This is a genomic window from Streptomyces griseorubiginosus (genome assembly GCF_017614965.1).
Classification (GTDB): Bacteria; Actinomycetota; Actinomycetes; order Streptomycetales; family Streptomycetaceae; genus Streptomyces; species Streptomyces griseorubiginosus_B.
In genome coordinates, this window is sequence record NZ_WVUG01000038.1 from 26,950 (window position 1) to 42,995 (window position 16,046).

A 16,046-nucleotide genomic window follows, 5' to 3' on the forward strand; every position below is an offset into this window, starting at 1 on the left:
GCACGGGCCCCGGAGCGGCGCTGCGAACCATGACGAAACTCTGACGTCCGCGCACGTCAGGCGTCCGGGCGCCGCTCCCCGGCCTAGCGTGTCGAGCGTGAACCGCGACCTGAACCGAGACCTGTACGCCGCCTCGGCCGCCGCCGTGCTCGTCGTCGTGGCCGCGGTCGTCGGCACCGGCATCCAGCACCGTGACGGCTCACTGCGCGTCGGCTGGCCTCCGCTGCTGGCGGACTGGGACCCGCACCTCGGTCCCGGCACCCCGGCGGCGATCGTGGTGGCGGTCGCCGTGGTGGCGTACGGCCCCGCCCTCGCCGTACGGCTGCCCTGGCGCCCGCTGCTGCTGACGGCCTGGGGCGGGGCCATGGCCTGGACATGGTCGCTCGCGCTGGTCGACGGCTGGGACCGGGGCGTCGCCCGGCGGCTCACCACCAGGAACGAGTACCTCCAGGTCATCGGCCGCTTCCACGACATCCCCGACACCCTGCGGGACTTCACCCGGCACATCCTGATCGGCAGTCCGGACAACTGGCCCGCCCATGTGGCCGGGCATCCGGCGGGTGCGACCGTCAGCTTCGTCCTGCTGGACCGGATCGGGCTGAGCGGGGGCGGCTGGGCGGGCGCCTTCGTCATCACCGTCGGTGCCACAGCGGCGGCCGCGGTCCTGGTCGCCGTACGGGCGCTGGCCGACGAGCACCTGGCCCGGCGTGCCGCGCCGTTCCTGGTGCTGATGCCGGGCGCGGTGTGGGTCGGGACCTCGGCGGACGGTTACTTCACGGGGGTCTCCGCGTGGGCGGTCGCGCTGCTGGCGCTCGCGGTGACGGGGCGCCGCCCACGGACGACGGGCTTCGCCGCCGGCCTGCTGCTCGGCCTGACCGCCTACCTCTCCTACGGCCTGACGCTTCTCGCCCTCGTCGTCGCCGCCGTCCTGCTCCTGGGCTCCCGCCGTGCCCGCCCGCTCCCCTTCCTCCTGGCCGGACTGGCGGTCGTCCCGGCGGTGTTCACCGCGCTCGGATTCAACTGGTGGGAGGCGTACCGCCTGCTGGTCACCCGCTACTACCAGGGATCGGGCGGGGTGAGGCCGTACGCCTACTGGGTGTGGGCGAACCTCGCCTGCACGGTGTTCGTCGTGGGCCCGGCGACGGCGGCCGCCCTGCGGCGCGCCGGTACCGCCCTGGTCGAGCGCGCCCCGACTCCCGCCCTGCGGCTGGCCGTTGTGACGGCCGCCGCTCTCCTCGCCCTGCTCATCGCCGACGTCTCCGGCATGAGCAAGGCGGAGACGGAGCGGATCTGGCTGCCGTTCGCGGTGTGGCTGCTCCCGGCGTGCGCGCTCCTGCCGCGTCCGCGGGCCTGGCTGACCGCGCAGGCGGTTCTGGCGCTGCTCGTCAATCACCTGCTGCTGACGTATTGGTGAGCAGCGGGCAGCGGCTGTTCCGTCCAGATCACCTTGCCGTCGGGGGTGTACCGCGTCCCCCAGCGCTCGGTGAGCTGGGCCACCAGGAAGAGTCCGCGGCCGCCCTCGTCCTCGGTGCGGGCCCGGCGCAGCCGGGGTGAGGTGCTGCTGCCGTCGGAGACCTCGCAGATCAGGGCGCGGTCGCGCAGCAGGCGGAGCTGGAGGGGGCCGGTGGCGTGGCGGATGGCGTTGGTGACGAGTTCGCTGACGACCAGTTCGGTGGTGAAGGCGAGGTCGTCCAGGTCCCATGCGGCGAGCTGTTCGGTGACGGCCGTGCGGGCGCGGGAGACGACCTCCGGCTCGCTGGGCAGCACCCACTCGGCGACGCGTTCGGGGCCGAGGACATGGGTGCGGGCGACGAGCAGGGCCACGTCGTCGCCGGGCCGGGCCGGCAGCAGCGCGTCCAGGACCGCCTCGCAGGTGTCCTCCGGAGCCCGGTCGGCCACGGCGAGGACGCTGCGCAGCCGGTCCAGTCCCGAGTCGATGTCCCGCAGCCGGTCCTCGACCAACCCGTCGGTGTAGAGCACCAGTTGGCTGCCCTCGGCCAGTTCCAGCTCGGCGGTCTCGAAAGGCATGCCGCCGAGGCCGAGCGGCGGACCTGAGGGCAGGTCCACGAAGTCGACGGTGCCGTCCGGCCGTACGACCGCGGGCAGCGGGTGCCCGGCACGGGTGAGCGTGCAGCGCCGGGACACCGGGTCGTAGACGGCGTAGAGGCAGGTCGCGCCGACGATGCCGGAGTCGGCCTGGGTGCTGTCCACCGCCCAGCCCTCGCCCCGGTCGAGCCGTCCGACCAGGTCGTCGAGGTGGGTGAGGAGGTCGTCCGGGGGCAGGTCCAGGGAGCAGAAGTTGTGGACGGCGGTGCGCAGCCGGCCCATCGTGGCGGCGGCGTGCAGACCGTGCCCGACGACGTCCCCGACGACCAGCGCGACCCGCGCGCCGGACAGCGGGATCACGTCGAACCAGTCGCCGCCGACTCCCGCCTGCGCGGGCAGATAGCGGTAGGCGGCCTCGACGGCGCTCTGCTCGGGCCGCCCCTTCGGCAGCAGGCTGCGCTGCAGCGCGAGTGCGGTGTTGTGCTCGCGGGTGTAGCGGCGGGCGTTGTCGATGCAGATCGCCGCGCGGCCGACCAGTTCCTGGGCCAGCGAGAGGTCGTCGTCCTCGAAGGGGGCGGGCTTCTCCGAGCGGTAGAAGCTGACCACGCCGAGGGTCGTGCCGCGCGCCCGCAGCGGCACCGTGATCAGGGAGTGGATGCCCGCGGCGAGGGTGCGTTCCAGCCGGGAGGGGTCCTGTGCGATCCAGCCGCCCGCGTCGGCCAGCACGGGTTCCAGCACCGACCGCCGGCTCTCCAGGCTCTGGGCCTGCGGTGTCGACGGCACGTACTCGACGGTGTCGCCGACCCCGTACAGATGCGACTCCTCGTGGACGGCGCCCAGGGCGACCCGGCGCAGCGGGGTGTCCGCGCCCAGCGGGCCGGGCTCCTCGCCGCGCAGCACCGCGTCGGGCAGGTCGACGGCGAGGAAGTCGGCGAACCGGGGCACGGTCACCTCGGCCAGCTCCTCCGCGGTCCGGGTCACGTCGAGCGTGGTCCCGACCCGCACCCCGGCGTCGTGCAGCCACTCCAGCCGCCGGCGCGCCAGCACGGCCAGCCGCCCGACCCCGGGCTCGCCGACCAGCAGCAGCCGGCTCTCCCCGTCGTCGATGATGTCGCCGACGGTCTCGGGGGGAGCGGGGGCAGGTCGGTTCACCAGGGGTACGACGGCTCGTACGGCGACGGGGCGCGCGGCGGGGACCGGGGGCGTCGCCCGTGTGTCCCGCGCCGGAGCCGTTGCGGTGGATGCGCCCGGCAGCCTCAGGGCCGGCCCGCCGAGCCGGGGCCCGCCGAGGATCCGTGCCTCGACCGCCACCCCCGACTCCCCCGCGGCGCCCATGACCTGGCGGCGCAGCAGCGTGGCCACGCGTCCGCCCGGCAGGGCCACCTCGTCCAGGGTGCGGTTGGGGGAGGCGATGAGTTCCTCGGCGCGCTCGCGCAGGAGGGCCAGGTCGATCCGGCCGAGGTCCTCCCCGCCGCGCCCCTCCGGCCGTCCGCCGGTCGCGAGATCGGCGCGCCGGTAGGCGGCGATCAGCGCGCGTTCCCGCGCCGTGGACTGTTCCAGCAGCCGCGCCTCGATGCTCCGCGCGGCCTCGCGGACCAGCCGCACCATGGTGGGGTCGCCGTCGTCGCGCAGACAGGTCAGGTCGAGCACGGCCTCGATGTGCCCGCTGAGCGGGTCCCGCACCGGCGCCCCCGCACAGGCGAAGGGCTGCAGACAGTCGGCGAAGTGCTCACGGCCGACGACGTAGACGGGCCCGCGTTCGGCGAGCGCGGTGCCCACGCCGTTGGTGCCGACCACCGGCTCGGAGGCGTCGAACCCTGGCGCGAAGTTCACCGCGTCCAGCCGGTCGCGCAGCCGCGCGTCACCGCCGAGCCGCTGGACCATGCGCCCGTGCGCGTCGCACAGCGCGATGGTCATGCCGACCTCGGCGAGGGACTCGGTCAGCCGCTGCAGCACCGGGTCGGCCGCCCGCAGGAACCGATCGTCCAGGGTCAGGTCCTGCGCGTACGGGACCAGCAGCTGGTGGGGTTCGAGCCCCGCGGAGCGGCACCGCTTCCAGGACTCCAGCACGGCGCCCCGGACGTCCGCTTCCACGCGCGCGCCGGCGAGAAAACGTTCGTGGGCATCGACGAGCCCGCCGATGTCGTCCCAGGCGACGGACACCGCGATCACTTCCTCCAGGCCGTATCACCGTAGACCCACTGTGACACAGGCCACAACCTCGACCACTTGCAGGACGGCGGGAACCCTCCTTCGCGCCCGGCCCCTATCCACTGGGGGTGACCCTCACCCCCCAGGGGTGCGGGGAACTGCGCGACCAGCCCCCACCGACCCGCGGCTTGGCACCCGCACCGCCGACGGCAGTCAACTCGCGGTGCGCCGGATCCGCCCGGCGTACCGCTTCTCCAGTTCCAGGTTGCCCTCGAAGCCGCCGGGCACATTGGCGGAGACGTAGACCGGAGGCCGCTCCCCCGCGTCCAGGAGCAGCTTCGACGCCTCCGCCACCGCCATCTGGACCAGCATCACGCCGGTCAGCGTGGACAGCGCGCACACCGCGCCCCCGCCCGGAAGCTCCAGCAGCGCGTCCCCCCGGGGAGCCCGGTTGTCGAGGACGACGTCGGCCAGGTCGGCGAGCTTCTTGCCGCTGGGATGCCCCGCGGGCACCGCCCGGGTGTGGGCGAGGGAGGTGATGGCCAGCAGCCGGTGCCCCCGCTCCTTGGCCAGCAGCGCCGTCTCCACGATCACGTTGTTGACGCCCGAGTTGGAGATGATCACGAACAGGTCCTGGGGGCGGGGTTCGGCGAGCCGGTAGATGCGCTCGGCGACACCCTCCCGCCGCTCCAGCAGCGGATCGTCGAGGACCCCGGGGCCGTCACCGCCGTACAGCACCAGATCGGCGATGCTCAGCCGGTTGGTCGGCACCAACCCGCCCGCGCGGCCCGCGAGTTCGAGGACGATCGCCTGGGAGTGGCCGGTGCCGAAGGCCTGGATCACCCCGTCGGAGCGCACACACCCGGCGATGAGTTCGGCGGCGCGTGCGACCTCCTCGCGCGCGGACTCGGTGAGATCCCGCAGGACGGCCAGACTCTCCCGCGCGAAGCCCTCGGCGCTCACGGACTCGTCGGACACACGACACTCCCCACTGGTGGATTGAACCACCCCGTACACCGTCACAGATGAATCAATAAATCATATGGCTCATGCGGCGAGCAATGGCCGCGGACAATGGTTGAACACTGCTCTCCTTTGTGGTCCTGGTATTCAATCCATGCCCCAAAGGGTGGCTGATACCTTCTGTGCATGCCCTCCACGGACGTCACCACACTGATCCGGACCGAGCTGCCGCGCCTGGCCGGCTCCCTGCGAAAGGTCGGCGAGCTGATCCTGGAGGATCCGGCGGCCGTCACCCACTGCTCGGCCGCGGAACTCGGCCGCCGCACCGGCACCTCCCAGGCGACGGTGACCCGGTTCTGCCGGGCCATCGGCCTCGACTCCTACCAGCATCTGCTGATCGAGCTGGCCCAGGAGCGCGGCCGCGGAGAGGTCTCCGCCTGGGGCTCGACGGAGATCGACACCGACATCTCCCCCGAGGACAGCCTGGAGCGGGTGGTCCAGGTCGTCGGCAGCGCGGATCTGCGCGCGATCCAGCAGACCATCGACCGCATCGACCTCGACGCGCTGGAGCGCGCGGCCCAGGCGCTGGCCAAGGCGCGCCGTATCGACGTGTACGGCGTCGGCGGCAGCGGAGCGGTGGCCCAGGAGACGGAGACGCGGCTGTTCCGCATCGGCTGCCAGGTCCGCGGCTGGACCGAGGTGCACGGCGCGGCCACCTCCGCGGCCCTGCTCACCCCGGCGGACGTGGCCATAGGGATCTCCCACTCCGGCGCGACGCGCGAGACGCTCGAGCCGTTGGAGATGGCCAAGGAGCGGGGCGCCACCACGATCGCGATCACCACCGATCCGCGCTCTCCGCTGGCCCGGGCCGCCGACATCCGGCTGATCTCGGCCACCTCCGAGACCAGCTTCCGCACCGGCAGCATCGGCGGCCGCCACTCCGTCCTGATGATCGTCGACTGTCTCTACGTCCGGGTCGGCCAGCTCTCCTACCAGCGCGCCAGCGCCTCGCTCGCCCTGACCGACCACATCACCCCGCAGCACGCGGCGAAGTCACGCCGGACGCGATGAGCGCATCCGTGCCGCGGCGGCCGGCGGTGGGCGGATCTGTATGGATGAACCACCGATAAAACGTGGGGATGGTTGTTTGAATCATCCCCACGGTGCCAGGATGGGGCTCCGCCGAGCATCCTGGTAGGAGACCCATGCGCGTCACCGCTGCCGAGTCGACCGAGTTGTTCGTCGGCACCGCCGAGCATCCGCAGCAGGTGGTGGCCGTCGAGATCGAGCACTCCCCCGGACGGACGGTGCTGCTGACCGTCGAGGGCCCGGGCGTATCCGGTGACGCGGTCGTCGACACCGGCGACGACCAGACGGTACGCGCGGAGATACCCGTGACCGTCGACGGACCGGTGCCCGGCGACCGGCGCGAGGTCACGCTCACCGCTGTCGACGGTGCCCAAGTGGCCCGGCACAGCTTCGAGTTCACGACCGCCGAGCCCGGCTGGACCATGTTCATGGTCAGCCACTTCCACTACGACCCGGTGTGGTGGAACACCCAGGGCGCCTACACCGAGACCTGGGACGTCGCCGACGAGCCCGCCGTCACCGGCCTGCCGGCCCGCACCTTCGACTCGCGCGGCCAGTCCGGGATGAGCCTGGTGCGCGCCCACTGCGACCTGGCCCGGCGCGACCCGGCGTACACCTTCGTGCTGGCCGAGGTCGACTACCTCAAGCCGTACTGGGACGCCTTCCCGGAGGAGCGCGCCTTCCTGCGCGAGCTGATGCGCACCGGCCGCGTGGAGATCATGGGCGGCACCTACAACGAGCCGAACACCAACCTCACCGGCGCCGAGGCGACCGTGCGCAACGCGCTGTACGGCGACGGGTTCCAGCGCGGGATCATGGGCGGATCGCCGGAAACGGCCTGGCAGTTGGACGCGTTCGGGCACGATCCGCAGTTCCCCGGGCTGATGGCGGACGCGGGGATCGGCTCCAGCTCCTGGGCGCGCGGCCCGTTCCACCAGTGGGGGCCGGCCCTGTCGGTGTTCGGCGAGGAGCCGCGCGATCCCGGGCGGATGCAGTTCCCGGCGGAGTTCAGCTGGATCGCCCCGTCCGGACGGGGACTTCTGACCGCCTACATGGTCAACCACTACGGCGCCGGCTGGGCGATCGACAACGCCCCCTCCCTGCCGGCGGCGGAGGCGGCCGCCCTCAAGCTGTTCCGGGGCTTGAGGTCGGTCGCCCTCACCCGCAACGTCCTGCTCCCGGTCGGCGGTGACTACGCGCCCCCGTGCCGCTGGGTGATGGACATCCACCGGGACTGGAACGCCCGTTACGTCTGGCCCCGGTTCGTCAGCGGCACCCCGCGCGACTTCTTCGCCGCCGTCCGCGCCGAACTCGACGCCGAGGGCCGCAAGGCCTCGCCCCAGACACGCGACATGAACCCGGTCTACACCGGCAAGGACGTCTCCTACATCGACACCAAGCAGGCCCAGCGATACGGCGAGACGCTGCTGGCCGACGCGGAGGCCTGGGCGACCCTCGCCTCCCTCGTCACCGGCCGGCCCTACCCGGACGCCGCCCTCGACAAGGCCTGGCGGCAACTGGTCTACGGCGCCCACCACGACGCCATCACCGGCTCGGAGTCGGACCAGGTCTACATCGACCTGATGACCGGCTGGCGCGAACTGTACGACCTGGCCCGGCTGGTCCACGCCGACGCGACCCAGGCCCTCGCCGACCACGTCACGCCCGGCGACGGACCCGATCTGGTCGTCTTCAACCCCTCGACCTGGACCCGCGGGGACGTGCTGACGATCGACGACCCGGGGCTCGCCCCCGCCGGCCTGCCCGCGGTCCGCGAGAACGGCCACCTGCACGTCGTCGTACCGGACCTGCCGGGCATGGGCTACAAGGCCCTTGCTCTCACCGACGATTCCGTCCCCGAGTGGGCGCTCGGCGAGGGCACGACCATCCGCAACGCGTTCTACGAGGTGACGGTCGACCCCGCGCGCGGCGGCGGCGTCAGCAGCCTGCGCGCGCTCGCCGAGGGCGGCCGGGAGCTGCTGCGCGCCGGGGACATCGGCAACGAGCTGGTCGTCCAGGAGGAGTACCCGAGACACCCGCGCTTCGGCGAGGGTCCCTGGCACCTCACTCCGACCGGCACCACCGCCGCCCGGGGCCGGGACGTGCGCGCGGACATCGATGTCGAGCACTCCCCGGCCGGCTCCCGCATCACCGTCCGCGCCGACCTCGGCCTCTTCCGGTACACCCAACGCCTGACGCTCTGGACCGGCGTGCCGCGCCTCGACGTGACCACCACGATCGACGGCTACGACGGCGCCGACCGGCTGATCCGCGTCCGCTGGCCCTCCGACGTGCGGGGCGGGCTGCCGGTGCACGAGGTGGCGGACGCGGTGATCGGGCGCGGCTTCGGGTTCGTGGACGTGGACAGCGAGCGGTTCCCGTGGACGCTGGACAACCCGGCCAACACCTGGTTCGGGCTCGGCTCCACGGCCCGGGTGGAGCTGCGGGACGAGACGGGGAAGGTGGCGGGCCGGCGGTCGATCGGGGTCGCCGAGCTGGTGTACGCCTCCTGGGAGGAGGCCGGCGAGCTGGGCACCCCGCTCGCCGCCGCGCTGGTCCGCGCCGGGGTCACGGCGACCTCGACGATCGCCGGCGGTCCCCGCTACGGCGACCTCGAGGTCGACTCCAACCTGCCGGACATCCGGATCGCCGTCGGCGCCCCGGAGCGCAACGCCGTGGTGGCCGAGGCGCTGGCCTGGGATCCGGCGGCCGGGCGCGAGCTGCGGCGGCAGGTGGCCGAGACCGGGGTGGCCGCCGTGTGGGTCGCGCCGCGTGCCGGGCTGCGCGAGGAATGGGTGCCCGGGGCCGATCTGCGGGACCTGGAGCGGCTTCCGATGCTGGTGATCGCGGGCGCCGACGCGGACGGGGACGCGAAGGCGGTGGACGCGCTGGTCGCGGACCTGGACGACGCGGTCGTCACGGCGACGGCGGCGGGCGGCGGCGAGGCACTGCCGCCGGGCGACGCCTGGGACGGGCGCGGCTTCGCGGTGCTCAACCGGGGCACGCCCGGCTGTGTGGTCACCTCCTCGGGCGATCTCCACATGTCCCTGATGCGCTCCTGCACCGGCTGGCCGTCGGGCGTCTGGGTCGATCCGCCGCGCCGCACGGCCCCCGACGGTTCGGGCTTCCAGCTCCAACGCTGGTCCCACACCTTCGAGTACGCGGTCGTCGCGGGCGAGGGCGACTGGCGGCAGCAGCGACTGCCGCGCCTGGGCCATGAGTTCAACCACCCGCTGACCGCCCGGGTGCGGGGGACGGCGGACGGCGGCCCGCTGCCGCGCCAGTCGGTCCTGCTGTCCCTGGAACCGGCGGGCGAGGTGCTGCTCGACGCACTCAAGCCGGCCGGTTCACCGCTCGCCCGGGGAAGCGTGGCACCGGTCGACCCGGGGCGCGGGGTGGTCGTACGGATGCACGAGGTGAACGGGCGTCCGGTACGGGCCCGGGTGCACGGGCCCAGGGGGTGGGTGCGCGGCGCCCGGGCGGACGTGCTGGAGACCCCGGGTGAGGCGCTCGCGCCGGACGGGCAGGGGGCGCTGGGCCTGGGCCTGACCGGCTTCGAGGTGGCGACCGTGCTGGCCACACCGCCCGAGACCGCGCGATCCCCCTACGATCCCGGAATCGCCGCCCACGAACAGGCCCAGCCGGTCGCCACCCGCTACTGGCTGCACAACTCCGGCCCGGCGCCCCGCGGCAACATGCCGGTCACCGTCTACCTCTCGCCCGGCTCGCTCACCGCCCCCGGCGGCCGGCCGGTCACCGCGACGGTCCGCGTCGCCTCGGAGCTGACCGACGCGCCCGTCTACGGCACCGTGTCGGTCGGCGTCCCGCCCGGCTGGTCCGCCGAGCCCGCAGAACTGCCGTACGGCCTCGCCCCGGGCGGTTTCACCCTCACCGAGGTCACGGTGACACCCCCGCCCGACGCCGTCCCCGGCCGCCACTGGCTGACCGCCCGTCTGACGTACGAGGGCCAGACCTACGAGGACGTGGTCTCCCTCGACGTCCCGGGTGCGCCGCCGGGCCCAACTCTGGTCACCGGCCTGGGCGTCGACCGCCTGACCGTCGCCCGCGACGAACGCGCCCGCGTCCCGGTGACCCTGCACAACCCCACCCGCGGTCCGGTCGGCGGCACCGTGTGGGCGGTCTCCTCGTGGGGCACCTGGGCCGGCGTCACCCCGGCCTGCCAGGGCTTCACCGTGCCCCCGGGCGAGCGGCGGGAGGTCTTCGTCGACGTCGACGGCGCCGCGACACCCCCGGGCTCCTACTGGCTGCTGGCGAAGATCGCCTGCCACGGCCGGGTCGCCTACACCGAGGCGATCCCCCTGGAGGTGACCCCGTGACGGACCACGCGGCGGTGGTGCACGGCAGTCCGGTGGCGAAGGCCCGCGTGGACGCCTTTCTGCAGACGGTCACCTCCGCGCCCCCCGCCGGCGCGGGAAACCGCGCGACCGGCCACGACGACGGGCCGGCCGGCCGGCCACCCGCCGCCGCGCTCTCCGGCTCCGCGGAACGCCAGCGACGGCGCTGGGCCACGCAAGTGGTGGTCGCGGACGAACTCGCCCGGCGAGCCTGCCAGGAACGGAACCTCGCCCTGCCGGACGAGGTGTCCCCGGCCCATCTGCTCACCGTCGAGGAGGTGGGAAGCATCGTCGCCGCCGCCCTCACCCACTCCCCAGCCGCCCGTCTGCTGCTGACGGAGCTGGAAGCCGAGCAGACCGTGCCCGAGACGGCCGTACGGGACTACTACGAGCGCAATCCGGACCGCTTTCTCACCCGGGACGCCCTGCGGCGCGGCGTCGATCCCTTCGGACGCGCCGCACCCACCGACTTCCTGGCGTACGAGCAGGTCCGCGACGGCATAGAACGCGACCTTCGGCGCGCGGCGGGGCGGCGGGCCTTCTTCGACTGGTTCGACCAGGCTCGGGCGGATGTGGTGTACGCAGCCGGGCACGAACACCCCGGCGATCCCTCGCACCAGGACCACGAACACCGCCACTGATCACGGCCGGAACCCAAACGCAACACGGGAACCCATTGACCTCCGATGAATTCTGGTCCACCTTTTCATCAATCGGAGTCGAAGTTGGTTGATTGAACCAGCCACCTCGGCTGGTCCCAGGAGGGTGGACATGCGCGCTGGAAGACTCACCGCATCCGTGGCGGGAATCATCGCCCTGACGCTGACGGCCGCCGGCTGCGGCCTCACCCGTCCACCCTCTACAGCCAGGGCAAGGTGGCGTACGGCTCGACGAACCCGAGCTTCGTGCGGTTCGTGAAGCAGAACAGCCCCTCGGTCTACGCGAAGACGGCCGTCGGCCAGCAGCCCTACGACGCCCTCGGCCGCGCCTCCGCCGGTGCCCCGCAGTACATATCGGTCGCCGCGACCAGCAAGCACGCCGCGGTTGCGCTGTCCTTCGCGGAGTACCTCACCGACGCCGAGAACCAGACGGCCTGGTGCAAGGACCCGGACGTCGTCATCTTCCCGACGACGACCGCCTCGCTCGACGACCCGTTCTTCCAGAACGTGACCGGCAGTGATCCCTTCTCCCAGGCGCGCAAGCTCGTCGCCGACCAGCTCAAGACGGCCGACACCAACCAGACCAACCTCTCCCCGGCCGTGCAGAACGCGATCGTGGGGCAGGTGCAGCTGGCCATGCAGGGCAAGAAGAGCCCCGCACAGGCCGTCAAGGACGCGCAGGCCAAGGCCGACGAGCTGCTGAAGCAGGCGGGTTGATGGTGGCGACCCAGACCGCGAAGCCGGTGTCCGTGTCCGGCGCGGAGGGCATCGCCTCCGCGCCGGTCACGGCCCCCTCCCGTGCCCGGCGCGTCGTCGGGGCCGTGCTGCCCGGCCCGGCCGCGGGCGCCAACGGAGCGGCCCTGTACCGGCGTTGGTGGCTGCCCTGGCTGTGGACCGCCCCGGCGATCGGCTGCGCGGTCGTCTTCGGCGTGTTCCCGTTCCTCAACACCGTCATCCTGTCGTTCACGAACGCCAAGCCCCTAGGCGGCGCGGCGGGCTTCGTCGGGCTGGACAACTACCGCCGGATGCTGGGCGATCCGGACTTCTGGCTGGCGACCCGCAACAGCGTCCTGTACGCCGTGGTCGTCGTCCCGCTGATGGTGTTCCTGCCGCTGATGCTGGCCGTCCTGGTGGAGAAGAACCTCCCCGGCATCGGCTTCTTCCGCTCCGCCTTCTACACGCCCGTGCTCGCCTCCAGCGTGGTCGTGGGTCTGAGCTGGCAGTGGCTGCTGGCGGACGACGGACTGGTCAACACCTGGCTGCAGAAGGCCCACTTGATCAGGTCGGCCATCCCGTTCCTGTCGGACTCCTGGCTGATCCTGCTGTCGGCGATGGGCCTGACGCTGTGGAAGGGCCTCGGCTGGTACATGATCTTCTACCTGGCCGCCCTCGGGAACGTCCCCAAGGAGCTGCACGAGGCGGCGCAGATGGACGGCGCCGGCACGGTCCGCCGCTTCTGGCACATCACCGTGCCGGGCGTGCGGCAGGCCATGATGCTGGTCGGCACGCTCACCGGCATCGGCTGTCTGCGGGTCTTCACCGAGATCTTCATGCTGGGCAGTTCCACCGGCGGCCCCGGCGGCGCCGACCGCACCCTGCCGTTCTACATCCGCGACGTCGGCCTCGACCCGATCACCGGCAACGCCGGCTACGGCTCCGCGGTCAGCGTCGCCCTGTTCGTACTGACCCTCGGCCTGACCCTGCTGGCGCAGCGCCTGACGAAGGAGGACGAGGCATGACGACCGCCGTCGACAAGCCCCGGCGCCTCGTACCGCGCTGGCGGGACTACGGCCGCCCCCGTGAACTGGTCGTCCGCTACCTGCTGTTGCTGTTCGTGCTGGGCATCACGGTGGGCCCGCTGCTCTGGCAGTTCCTGGCCTCACTCAAGGGCGTGGGCGAGGACGTGTTCGGCGCGAACGCCTCCCTCCTGCCCCACCATCCGACCCTGCGCGCCTACCGCGAGGTCTTCGACCAGGTCCCGGTGGCGACGTACATCCGCAACAGCCTCATCGTGGTGGCCCTGTCGATCACCAGCCAGCTGGTGTTCTCCACCACGGCCGGCTACATGCTCTCCAAGCCCGGCTGGAAGGGCCGCAAGGCGGTCTGGGTGGTGCTGGTCGCCTCCATGATGTTCCCCTTCGAGTCGATCATGGTGTCGCTGTTTCTGAGCATCCGGGACCTGGGCCTGGTCGACAACCTGGCGGGCGTCTGGCTGCCCGGCTTCGTCGGCGCCATCAACGTGCTGCTGATGCGCGGCGCGTTCCTCGCGGTCCCGCGCGAGATCGAGGACTCGGCGATGCTCGACGGGGCGAACGAGTGGCAGCGCTTCCGCCACCTCTACCTCCCCTCCGCCTGGGGCGCGATCATGGTGGTCACCATCAACACCTTCATCAGCGCCTGGGACGACTTCCTGTGGCCGCTGATCGTGCTGCGCTCCGAGAACCACATGACGCTGACGCTGGGCCTCTCCCGGCTGCAGAGCTCGTCCTTCGGCTACGACCAGCGGGTGGTGATGGCCGGCTCCGTGATCTCGGTCATCCCGGTGCTGGTGCTGTTCGTGATCACCCAGCGGTGGTTCTACCGGGGAGTGGCGGCGGGCGCCGTCAAGCTCTGACCCGGCGCGTCGAGCGCTTCCCGGGCCGATGCGGCGACCCTGATCTCGGCCGTGCCGGTGAGCTCCGGGAGGGGCAGGGTGAGCGTGCGGCACTCGCCCGGCTCCAGGCCGACACCCTCGAACGCGCAGAGTTCGAGGGTGCGCGGCCAGGATGCGGTGACCAGCCGGCGGAGATACACCTGGACCGTGGAACGCCCGTACCGCCGCCCGGTGTTGGTGACATCGACCTCGACGGTGCGCCCCGTGGTGCGCGGTGTGCCGTAGGCGAAACTCGTGTACGACAGCCCGTGCCCGAAGGAGTACAGCGGCTCGGCGCTCTCGTCGGCGTAACCGCGGTACTCGGTGTCCTTGTGGTTGTAGTACACGGGCAGTTGGGCCGCCGAGCGGGGTACGGAGAGCGGCAGGCGGCCCCTCGGGTCCGTCAGCCCGAGCAGCACCTCGGCGATCGCGTCGCCGCCCCACGGGCCGGGGTACCAGGCGGTGAGCAGGGCGGCGGCGGTGTCCGGCACGAGGTGGGGCCGCCCCTGGACCAGCACGACCGCGGTGGGGGTGCCCGTCGCCACGACGGCGTCCAGCAGCGCGTACTGCGCGTCTCCAAGCCGGAGCCCGGCGAGGTCGACGCCCTCGCCGCAGGTCATCTCGGACGGGGCCGTGAGCGCGGCCCCGTTGGCGTCGAACTCCGTCTCGGGCGCGCGTGCGCTGCTGCCGCCCAGCACCAGCACGGCGAGGTCGGACGCGGCGGCCTCGGCGATCGCGGCCGGGATGCCCGAGAGGTCCGTGCCGGTGAGGGAGCAGCCGGGGGCGTGACGGACGTCGAGGCCGACGGGGGCGAGCCGGCGCAGGGCGTCGAGGACGCTGCTGCCGGTGCCGGGGCGTTGCGGGGCCGTGTAGTCGCCCGACTGGTGTGCCGTGGTGGCGGCCTGGGGGCCGAGCACGGCGATCCGGGTGACGCTCGCGGCGACGGGCAGCACGCCGTCGTTGCGCAGCAGGGTGACGGCGGCCCGGGCGACCTCCCTGCTCAGCTCCTCGCCGCCGGCCGGCATCCGGGCCGTGGTGTACGGCCTTTCGAAGAGCCCCAGCCGGAACTTGAGGCGCAGCACACGGGCGACGGCCCGGTCGAGGGTCTCCTCGCTCACCAGGCCGCGCTCGACCGCCTCCTCCAGCAGCGTGAACCCCCGGTCCCAAAGGCTGAGATCCACACCGGAGTCGAGGGCCAGGGCCCCGGCGGAGACGTGGTCGCCGGTGATCCGGGCGAGCCGGTCGACGGCGAGCCCGTCCGCCATGACCAGGCCCTCGAACCCCCAGTCCGCCCTGAGCAGTTCGGTGAGCAGCCACCGGTTGCCCGAACACGGCATGCCGTCGACCTCGTTGTAGGCAGCCATGACGGCGGCGGCCCCGGCGCGGACGCCCGCGTGGGCGGCGGGGAGGTGGATCTCGTGCAGCTCCCGAAGACCCAGCTCGGACTCGGCGGAGTTGCGGCCGCCGACGGTGGCGCCCTGCCCTGCGAAGTGCTTGAGGACGACGGGGGCCTTGTCGGCGGCGAAGTACTCGCCGGGATCGCCCTGCATGCCGTGCACCAGCGCCTCGGTGAGGCGGGCGGCGAGGCAGGGGTCCTCGCCGAAGCACTCCTCGGTGCGGCCCCAGCGGGGGTCGCGGGAGATGTCCAGCGCGGAGACCAGGGCCACGTGGCCGCCGCGGGCGCGCAGTTCGGCGGCCGCGTGGGCGGCGGCGCGCTCGTACAGGGCGGGGTCCCAGGTGGCGCCGACGGCCAGGTTGACGGGGAGGACGGTGCCGTCGAGGGCCATGTGGCCGTGCGGGACCTCCTCGACGAACAGGGCGGGGATGCCGAGACGGCTGCGCTCGACGACGTGCCGCTGCACGAGCTCGGCGAGCAGGGCGCTGTCCTCGGCTCCGGGCCCGCTGCCGTGGGCGACCCCGGACCAGGCGTCGGCCCGCATCAGCCCGTAGAGGGCCCCGAGCCCCTCGAAGCGGTCGGTCTCGGCGTACAGGGCGTCGGTGAGCTCGTAACCGCCGTCGGGGGAACGGCGGTACGCGTCCCACCCGTACATCCGCTGATTGATCTGCCCGACCTTCTCCCGGAGGGTCATACGGGCCAGAAGGTCCTGGACACGGGCGTCGAGGGGGGCGCAGGGGTCGCGGTACAGGGGG

At 72.9% G+C, this 16,046-nt stretch carries 9 protein-coding genes and 1 pseudogene; 7 read left to right on the forward strand and 3 right to left on the reverse strand.

The annotated features are described in order from the left end of the window. Window positions 1–97: 97 nt before the first annotated feature. Entirely contained in the window at window positions 98–1,414 is a 1,317-nt protein-coding gene (locus GRC12_RS10550) for a hypothetical protein (protein WP_208778936.1), read from the forward strand. Here the strand turns inward: GRC12_RS10550 and GRC12_RS10555 are convergent. Then, on the reverse strand, window positions 1,390–4,218 hold the full coding sequence (locus GRC12_RS10555) for a SpoIIE family protein phosphatase (RefSeq protein ID WP_439959878.1): 2,829 nt from the start codon (window positions 4,216–4,218) through the stop codon (window positions 1,390–1,392). The genes GRC12_RS10550 and GRC12_RS10555 overlap by 25 nt on opposite strands. 192 nt (window positions 4,219–4,410) lie before the next feature. Continuing rightward, window positions 4,411–5,175, reverse strand: a complete 765-nt coding sequence (locus GRC12_RS10560) for a sugar isomerase domain-containing protein (protein ID WP_208778938.1) — start codon at window positions 5,173–5,175, stop codon at window positions 4,411–4,413. 171 nt (window positions 5,176–5,346) lie between these two features. On the opposite strand from GRC12_RS10560, the gene GRC12_RS10565 reads away from it, so the two are divergent. From GRC12_RS10565 to GRC12_RS10590, 6 genes and pseudogenes are all read left to right on the forward strand, one after another. After that, a complete protein-coding gene (locus tag GRC12_RS10565; RefSeq protein WP_208778939.1) occupies window positions 5,347–6,231 on the forward strand; it encodes a MurR/RpiR family transcriptional regulator in 885 nt (294 codons plus the stop codon). A gap of 134 nt (window positions 6,232–6,365) precedes the next feature. Beyond that, window positions 6,366–10,586 (forward strand): NEW3 domain-containing protein, encoded by a 4,221-nt coding sequence (locus tag GRC12_RS10570; RefSeq protein WP_208778940.1) that lies wholly within the window; start codon window positions 6,366–6,368, stop codon window positions 10,584–10,586. Continuing rightward, a complete protein-coding gene (locus tag GRC12_RS10575) occupies window positions 10,583–11,245 on the forward strand; it encodes a peptidyl-prolyl cis-trans isomerase (RefSeq protein ID WP_208778941.1) in 663 nt (220 codons plus the stop codon). The genes GRC12_RS10570 and GRC12_RS10575 overlap by 4 nt, the downstream gene beginning before the upstream one ends. A gap of 207 nt (window positions 11,246–11,452) precedes the next feature. Then, a pseudogene (locus GRC12_RS10580) lies at window positions 11,453–11,980 on the forward strand (extracellular solute-binding protein); the annotation flags it as partial. Further along, window positions 11,980–13,002, forward strand: a complete 1,023-nt coding sequence (locus GRC12_RS10585) for a carbohydrate ABC transporter permease (RefSeq protein WP_208778942.1) — start codon at window positions 11,980–11,982, stop codon at window positions 13,000–13,002. The pseudogene GRC12_RS10580 and the gene GRC12_RS10585, both read left to right, overlap by 1 nt. Beyond that, a complete protein-coding gene (locus GRC12_RS10590; RefSeq protein WP_208778943.1) occupies window positions 12,999–13,877 on the forward strand; it encodes a carbohydrate ABC transporter permease in 879 nt (292 codons plus the stop codon). The genes GRC12_RS10585 and GRC12_RS10590 overlap by 4 nt, the downstream gene beginning before the upstream one ends. On the opposite strand, the gene GRC12_RS10595 is transcribed toward GRC12_RS10590, so the two are convergent. Further along, on the reverse strand, window positions 13,841–16,046 hold a 2,206-nt coding region (locus tag GRC12_RS10595; protein ID WP_244372584.1), incomplete at its 5' end, for a glycoside hydrolase family 3 N-terminal domain-containing protein. The two genes, GRC12_RS10590 and GRC12_RS10595, sit on opposite strands and share 37 nt — an antisense overlap.

Bases quoted from the DNA above. Each gene is read 5' to 3' on its own strand.
- GRC12_RS10565 (WP_208778939.1), top strand. From the start codon at position 5,347: ATGCCCTCCACGGACGTCACCACACTGATCCGGACCGAGCTGCCGCGC.
- GRC12_RS10585 (WP_208778942.1), top strand. From the start codon at position 11,980: ATGGTGGCGACCCAGACCGCGAAGCCGGTGTCCGTGTCCGGCGCGGAG.
- GRC12_RS10570 (WP_208778940.1), top strand. From the start codon at position 6,366: ATGCGCGTCACCGCTGCCGAGTCGACCGAGTTGTTCGTCGGCACCGCC.
- GRC12_RS10590 (WP_208778943.1), top strand. From the start codon at position 12,999: ATGACGACCGCCGTCGACAAGCCCCGGCGCCTCGTACCGCGCTGGCGG.